General features: G+C 42.0%; 4 protein-coding genes and 1 pseudogene. 3 read left to right on the forward strand and 2 right to left on the reverse strand.

Features of this window, described 5'->3' with window-relative positions; all coding sequences use genetic code 11:
- Together L650_RS0123090 and L650_RS0123095 are read right to left on the reverse strand one after the other, a co-directional pair.
- Window positions 1-1,112 (reverse strand): ISAs1 family transposase (locus L650_RS0123090; protein ID WP_029771904.1); only part of this gene is annotated, 1,112 nt, incomplete at its 3' end.
- A 109-nt stretch (window positions 1,113-1,221) separates the two neighbouring features.
- Window positions 1,222-2,391 (reverse strand): DcaP family trimeric outer membrane transporter, encoded by a 1,170-nt coding sequence (locus tag L650_RS0123095; protein WP_029774552.1) that lies wholly within the window; start codon window positions 2,389-2,391, stop codon window positions 1,222-1,224.
- Between the two features lie 418 nt (window positions 2,392-2,809).
- Between L650_RS0123095 and acs the strand changes: the two genes are divergently transcribed.
- The 3 genes and pseudogenes from acs to L650_RS0123110 form a co-directional block, all read left to right on the forward strand.
- Complete coding sequence (gene acs / locus L650_RS0123100) at window positions 2,810-4,750, forward strand: acetate--CoA ligase (protein ID WP_024033109.1); 1,941 nt, start codon at window positions 2,810-2,812, stop codon at window positions 4,748-4,750.
- Window positions 4,751-4,854: 104 nt separating this feature from the next.
- Window positions 4,855-5,505 (forward strand): response regulator transcription factor, encoded by a 651-nt coding sequence (locus L650_RS0123105; protein WP_004586197.1) that lies wholly within the window; start codon window positions 4,855-4,857, stop codon window positions 5,503-5,505.
- 308 nt (window positions 5,506-5,813) lie between these two features.
- A pseudogene (locus tag L650_RS0123110) lies at window positions 5,814-6,712 on the forward strand (AbgT family transporter); the annotation flags it as partial.

Consider the following 6,712-nt stretch of genomic DNA (forward strand, 5'->3'; position numbering starts at 1 on the left):
AACAGGGTTGAGCGGTAATCATCGTCTAGCCCTGCCATTTTCTTTTTCCTCGCCATACTAGCTGACTTAGATGTATCTTGTTTAAAAAGCGCCATGGCTATCTTTCGCATTACATTAAACATTAATGGCCCTTGAAGTTTGCGTATTCTCGATTCATCTTCTCTGAAGTTCATATCAAGCATCCAATGCATGCTTTCAACCTGCCAGTGACTGCGTACCGCATTGAGTGCTTGCGCTGCATTTAAGTCTAATGAACTTATATACCAGCGTGTTTCAGTGGTATCCGACCCTGCCGACTTATCATGAACTTCAGCCCTGACCTTAATAATACTCGTTAAGCCAGGCCAACGATAATCCTTGCCTAACCAGCTTTTATCTATAAGTAACTGCTGGCATGTACGTGTTTCAACACGCCCATGTCCTGAGCTTATTTCGGTATATTCATCACAATTATGCTGAGTTAACCTTTCACGCTCGCACTTGTGCCACCACGCTTCTAGTTCCTTTTGCATGCCTGAATGATTACCTTTAAGTGCAAGAATATAATCTGCTTTTTGTTGGATGATTTGTTTTGCTATTTCTTGTTGGCATCCCATCGCATCTAACGTAATGATACTGTTTTCAATATCGAGCAGGGTGAGTAATTCTGGTATTGCGGTGATTTCATTTGTTTTATTATCAACAGCCGTCTGCCCAAGCACTAACTGGTGTTGGCAACTCCATGCACTGACCGTGTGTAAGGCACTTTTTCTGTCTTTTGTGGTAAATGAACGTCGTGCGGTTTTGCCATCGATAGCGATGATATCTGCACCTGTGGTTTCAATCAGTGATGATATCCAAGATTGAAATGCCCTTTCTATTTCATTTGCTTTTAACCGACACATGACGCGAGCAATCGTGTCATGTTTTGGAATTCCTGCGTTGAACGTACCGTATTTTTTTAACCAATCAAGCTTTAGGTGCCCAAAGTCTTCAATATCTTCCCATCCTTCTGCACCAGAGAGTACAGCGCTAATAGCAAGGAGAAGAATATCGATAAGTTCATGCTTTTTACAACGTTCAATGCGAGGATCTGTAATTGAATTAAAATGTTTCAGAAAAGTAGTGCTCATATTTATGCGACCAAGTAATTATTATGCCTTGATCTGATCACTACTTGCTCTATAAGTTCAATTTATAATGATCTTGCCGTGGCCGCTTTATTGTGATCACTATGTTTAATTAAAAATTGTATTTTACAGAAAATTGTAAGCGCTCTAAATCACCGTCAATACCACTTTCTGTTTCGCGCTCGGCATGTTTAAACTCTGCACCAAATGTTAAACGCTTAACCGGTGAGTATAAAATATTTGCACTAAAGCTTTGGCTTGATTCAACAGGGTCGCCTGATATTGTTAATAGATCGGTGTTGTTGTCAGCACTAAAGAAAGAATATAAGAAAGTTGAGCGCCACTGGCTTGTCCATTTATGTTGATAAGCAACAAAACCAGATGTTGAGTCTATTGCATCAAGCTCATCGCCATTAAGCACTGCACCATGGGCAACATTTAAGCCCACGTAACGACCAAGGCCTTTACCTTGAGTAAGCATAAATTTAAGGTAATCTTCGCCAAAATTTACACGGCCCGAAGCGCTAATACCAAACGAGGTTTCATCAGCGTCAACATCGCCTACTTTATAAGTAAGTTGGCGAGCAAGTGCTGCAACTACAAAGTTACCCCAATCGGCATTGTGTGTGTAGCGCGCAGTAAAATCAGGAAGTGACGCATCATCTGTTTCTACACGTGTGCCACCTTGAGTGGTAATTGTGCTTTCTGGGTTTTCTAGTGAGAACGACCAAGCACCGGTTGTGTACTTAATTTGCGTTTGGCGAACAAAAACAGTGCCTTCAGCAGGGCCTACAAAATCAAGTGTTTCTGCAAGTGCACCCACGTTTTGAAAGTTTGACCATGTTTGACCAAATAACCAGCCATCGTAAGTTACAAATGCATGGCGAATACGTGGTGCATAAGAGTTTGATACGCGCTCGTTACCGCCAGGTGCTGATGCTAAAAAGTCTAACTCAATTTTAGTTTTAACTGTTTTACCGTTATCCATTAACGTTGACGTACCAAAGTTAAAACGTGACTCACGTGCATGCATATCAAATACGGCATCCGAATCATCGTCATCGCCTACAGGCAGTGTACTTGGTACGTAAAAATCACGCCCTACATTTGAGCCATCAGGAGCGCCTGCAGAGTAATCACTCCACATTGTATCTAGCTTAATGTATCCGCCGTAAGTAAATTCGGTGTTACCTACTTTAGCTGCAGTTGCCGCATAAGCCGTGCTTGTTAAAGCACATAATACAGCACTCGCTGCAAGAGTTTTTAATGGGGTAAATTTCATTGTGGTGTCCTTTAAAGGCTACTTGTTGTTTGTTGCTTTTTAAACGTTCAAATGTATTACTTGCTACAGGTATTACTTACGAATAAAAATTTATTTATCTTGCATCACGCTACGAGTTCGTTAAATAAGTGTTTAACTTGCATGGCTGCATCATTATTTTAATGTCCGAAAACCACTTTTAAATATGTGCAAAATTTACTCAATTACCTATTGGTCTATAAGACGAAGGTTTAAGAGTAATTCAATGGCCACTTACTTATATTTAACATACTGTATTTCTATGTAAAAAAGTCATGAGCGGCGAGATTATAAACCACAAAACGTTAATTAGAAGGGTTGTACAACTAAGGTCTAATACTTAATAAAGTACTGCTGAGTAATCCTTTAATCATGGCAAGTTATTAAAATGGAGACTGAGATGTCACAAAGTATCTATCCTGTTCCTGCACATATTGAAAAAACGACGTTAGTTGATAACGAAAAATATAATACACTCTACAAACAGTCGATTGATGACCCACAAGGGTTTTGGCGTGAACATGGCCAGCGCTTAGATTGGTTTACTCCGTATACTAAAGTAAAAAACACCTCATTTGATAAAGGCCATATCGATATAAAATGGTACGAAGATGGCGTTTTAAATGCCTCTTATAACTGTATTGACCGCCATTTAAAAACCAAAGCCGATAAAGTTGCGCTTATTTGGGAAGGAGACAACCCAAACCAAAGTGAAAACATTACCTACCAACAATTACATGATGAAGTGGCACGCTTTGCTAATGGTTTAAAAAAACTGGGCGTACAAAAAGGTGACCGAGTTGCTATTTATATGCCGATGACGCCGCAAGCAATTTACGCCATGCAGGCCTGTGCACGTATTGGTGCTATTCACTCGGTTGTATTTGGTGGTTTTTCTCCCTCTGCCATTGCAGATCGAATTAAAGACTCAGGCGCTAAAGTGGTGATCACATCCGATGAAGGCCGCCGAGCTGGTAATTGTGTTCCTTTAAAAGCGAATGTTGATGAAGCCGTAGCGCAAGAGTCGGTGACAAGCATTGAACACGTTATTGTACATCAGCTAACCGGTGGCGAAGTTGATTGGAACGAGCACGATATTTGGTGGCATGAGCTTGTAGCTGACCAACCTGCGCAGTGCGAACCGGAGCCAATGAATGCAGAAGATCCACTCTTTATTTTATATACATCGGGCTCTACTGGCCAACCTAAAGGGGTTGTGCATACTACAGGGGGTTACTTAGTTTACTCATCAATGACCCACGAATACGTATTTGATTTACAAGAGGACGACGTATATTGGTGTAGCGCCGATGTAGGTTGGATCACCGGCCACAGCTATATTGCTTATGGCCCACTGGTTAATGGCTGTACGCAAGTGGTATTTGAAGGTGTGCCTACCTACCCAACCGCAGGGCGCATGGGGGAGGTGATTGATAAGCACGGCGTAACCATTTTATACACTGCACCAACCGCTATTCGAGCGTTAATGGCTAAAGGCGATGAGCCAACCGCGTCATCTAATCGTCAAAGTTTACGCATTTTAGGCTCGGTGGGAGAACCCATCAACCCTGAAGCATGGACGTGGTATTACGAAAATATTGGTAATGCTAATTGCCCAATCGTAGATACGTGGTGGCAAACCGAAACGGGCGGCATTATGATCACCCCACTGCCTGGTGCCACCCAAACTAAACCAGGCTCAGCAACGCATCCGTTTTTTGGTATTGCGCCGGCTCTATTTGATGCAGAGGGTAATACACTAGAAGGTGCTGTTGACGGTAATTTAGTGATATTAGATAGCTGGCCTTCACAAGCGCGTACTGTTTATGGCGACCACGAACGTTTTGAACAAACCTATTTTAGTGCTTACCCCGGTGTTTACTTTACAGGTGACGGCTGTCGTCGTGATGAAGATGGCTATTATTGGATCACAGGGCGTGTTGATGACGTGCTTAATGTATCAGGGCATCGTTTAGGCACCGCTGAAATAGAAAGCGCGCTGGTAGCGCATGAAGCTGTAGCAGAGGCCGCCGTAGTCGGTTATCCGCATGATATTAAAGGCCAAGGTATTTATGTTTACATTACGCCAAATGAAGGCGTTACTGTAAGTGATGAGCTGACAACTCAAGTCCGTAATTGGGTACGTAAAGAGCTAAGCCCAATAGCTTCCCCTGATATGATTCAATGGTCGCCAGGCCTACCAAAAACGCGTTCAGGTAAGATTATGCGTCGAATTTTACGTAAAATAGCCGCAAATGAACACCAACAGCTAGGGGATACATCAACACTTGCAGACCCAACCGTGGTAGATGAGCTCATAGAAAACCGATTAAATCGTTAAATGCGCGTTAAAAACTTGATTACAAGTTGATTCTAAACGTAGTATATCGGCTGTCAGTAAGTACTTTATATCTTATTGGCAGCCGAATTTATTAGGAGCGAACCATGAGTCAGTTTTTAATAGCGGATGATCATCCGTTATTTCGCGAGGCACTAAAAGGAGCATTAAGTGCTAAGTTTGACGATTTAGAGGTATTTGAATCATCAGATTTTGACAGCACATTGCAAGTACTTAGCGAACAAGAAGATCTTGATATATTACTGCTAGATTTACACATGCCAGGTAATGGCGATTTATATGGCCTGATCCGCATTCGCGAAGACTACCCAAGCTTACCCATAGCGGTTGTCTCAGGAAGTGAAGACATCAACATAGTGTCTAAGGTAATGGGTTATGGCGCAATGGGCTTTATTCCTAAGTCATCATCTTCAGATGATATTGCTAATGCTATAAACCAAATACTTGAAGGCGATACGTGGCTTCCAAAAGAGTTAAAAAATAAAGTAGCCGAAATAGAAGGAGAAGACAGAGAAATTGCCGCGCAGGTTGCATCGTTAACGCCGCAGCAATATCGTGTATTGCAATACCTTCATGAAGGGTTACTAAACAAACAAATAGCGTACGAACTACATATTTCTGAGGCAACAGTCAAAGCACACATTACCGCAATTTTTAGAAAACTTGGCGTTTATAACCGTACCCAAGCCGTTCTTATTGCCGCTAAATTACAACTAGAACCAATAGAGCAAGCTTAAAATATTAAAAGCGCTAGAATTTGTTTATCGTTTAAAAATAAATTTACAGCCGTATGTTTGGTGTTTAGGCAAAGCCGTGCCTAGCTAATGAGCTTATTGCCTGTTAATAGGTGATAAGCGCTTACAAATACCAGATATGCGCTGCTCTGGGTGATATGGCAAGACTGAATAAACTTCAATCCACAAAAGCCAATACACTCAAGCAGCGCTTTTTAAACTTAAAACCTACACGTTATTTACCTTTTATACATGATCTCTTTTGCAAACAATGCTAGGTTAGCGCAATTTTGTAATTTATAGAGCCAAGTATGACAGACTCCACACACTCACCTAATAATCAACCTAAAGACAATAACGGCTTATTTAATCGCTTTTTAGCAACCGTTGAGTTTTTAGGAAATATGCTTCCTCATCCCATTACTTTATTTGCGATATTTGCGGTTTCAATTGTGCTAATAAGTGGTATTGCCGATTGGTTTGGGCTAAGCGCAATTGACCCAAGACCGATTGGGGCAGCAGGGCGTGCGCCTGATGGAGTAATTGAAGTTGTTAGTTTACTCAGTGCTGAGGGGCTACAGCGTATTATGGCTGGCTTGGTTACTAACTTTACCGGTTTTGCGCCTTTAGGCACTGTTTTAGTGGCACTACTTGGGGTAAGTGTTGCAGAGCATTCAGGGTTACTCTCTGCTGCTATGCGTGGCATGGTTATGGGCGCGTCAAAGCGTTTAGTTACCTTTATGGTGGTATTTGCGGCCATAATGTCTAACACAGCTTCTGAGCTTGGCTATGTGGTGTTAATTCCGCTTGCAGCCATGATATTTCATAGTTTGGGGCGCCACCCTTTAGCTGGCTTAGCGGCTGNGTTTCTGGCGGCTATAGCGCTAATTTACTACTTGGCACAATAGACCCATTATTAGCAGGTATAACTACGCCTGCAGCACAAATGATTGACCCAACGTACGAGGTTGGCGCCGAGGCTAACTGGTATTTCATGATGATATCAGTATTACTTATTGCCGCACTGGGTACACTCGTAACCGAAAAAATAGTAGAGCCGCGTTTAGGTAAATATAACCCCGATGAAGCCAGTATCGACTTGTCACAAAACAATATTGATACACTTACCGCGTTAGAAAAAACCGGTCTAAAATGGGCGGGTGTTGCTCTATTAGTGGTGCTGTCGTTATTTGCTTGGACGATTATTCCT

The organism is Pseudoalteromonas sp. TB51 (assembly GCF_000498055.1).
Classification (GTDB): domain Bacteria; phylum Pseudomonadota; class Gammaproteobacteria; order Enterobacterales; family Alteromonadaceae; genus Pseudoalteromonas; species Pseudoalteromonas atlantica.

Coding starts and splice junctions, on each gene's coding strand:
- acs (WP_024033109.1), top strand. CDS start 2,810: ATGTCACAAAGTATCTATCCTGTTCCTGCACATATTGAAAAAACGACG.
- L650_RS0123095 (WP_029774552.1), bottom strand. CDS start 2,391: ATGAAATTTACCCCATTAAAAACTCTTGCAGCGAGTGCTGTATTATGT.
- L650_RS0123105 (WP_004586197.1), top strand. CDS start 4,855: ATGAGTCAGTTTTTAATAGCGGATGATCATCCGTTATTTCGCGAGGCA.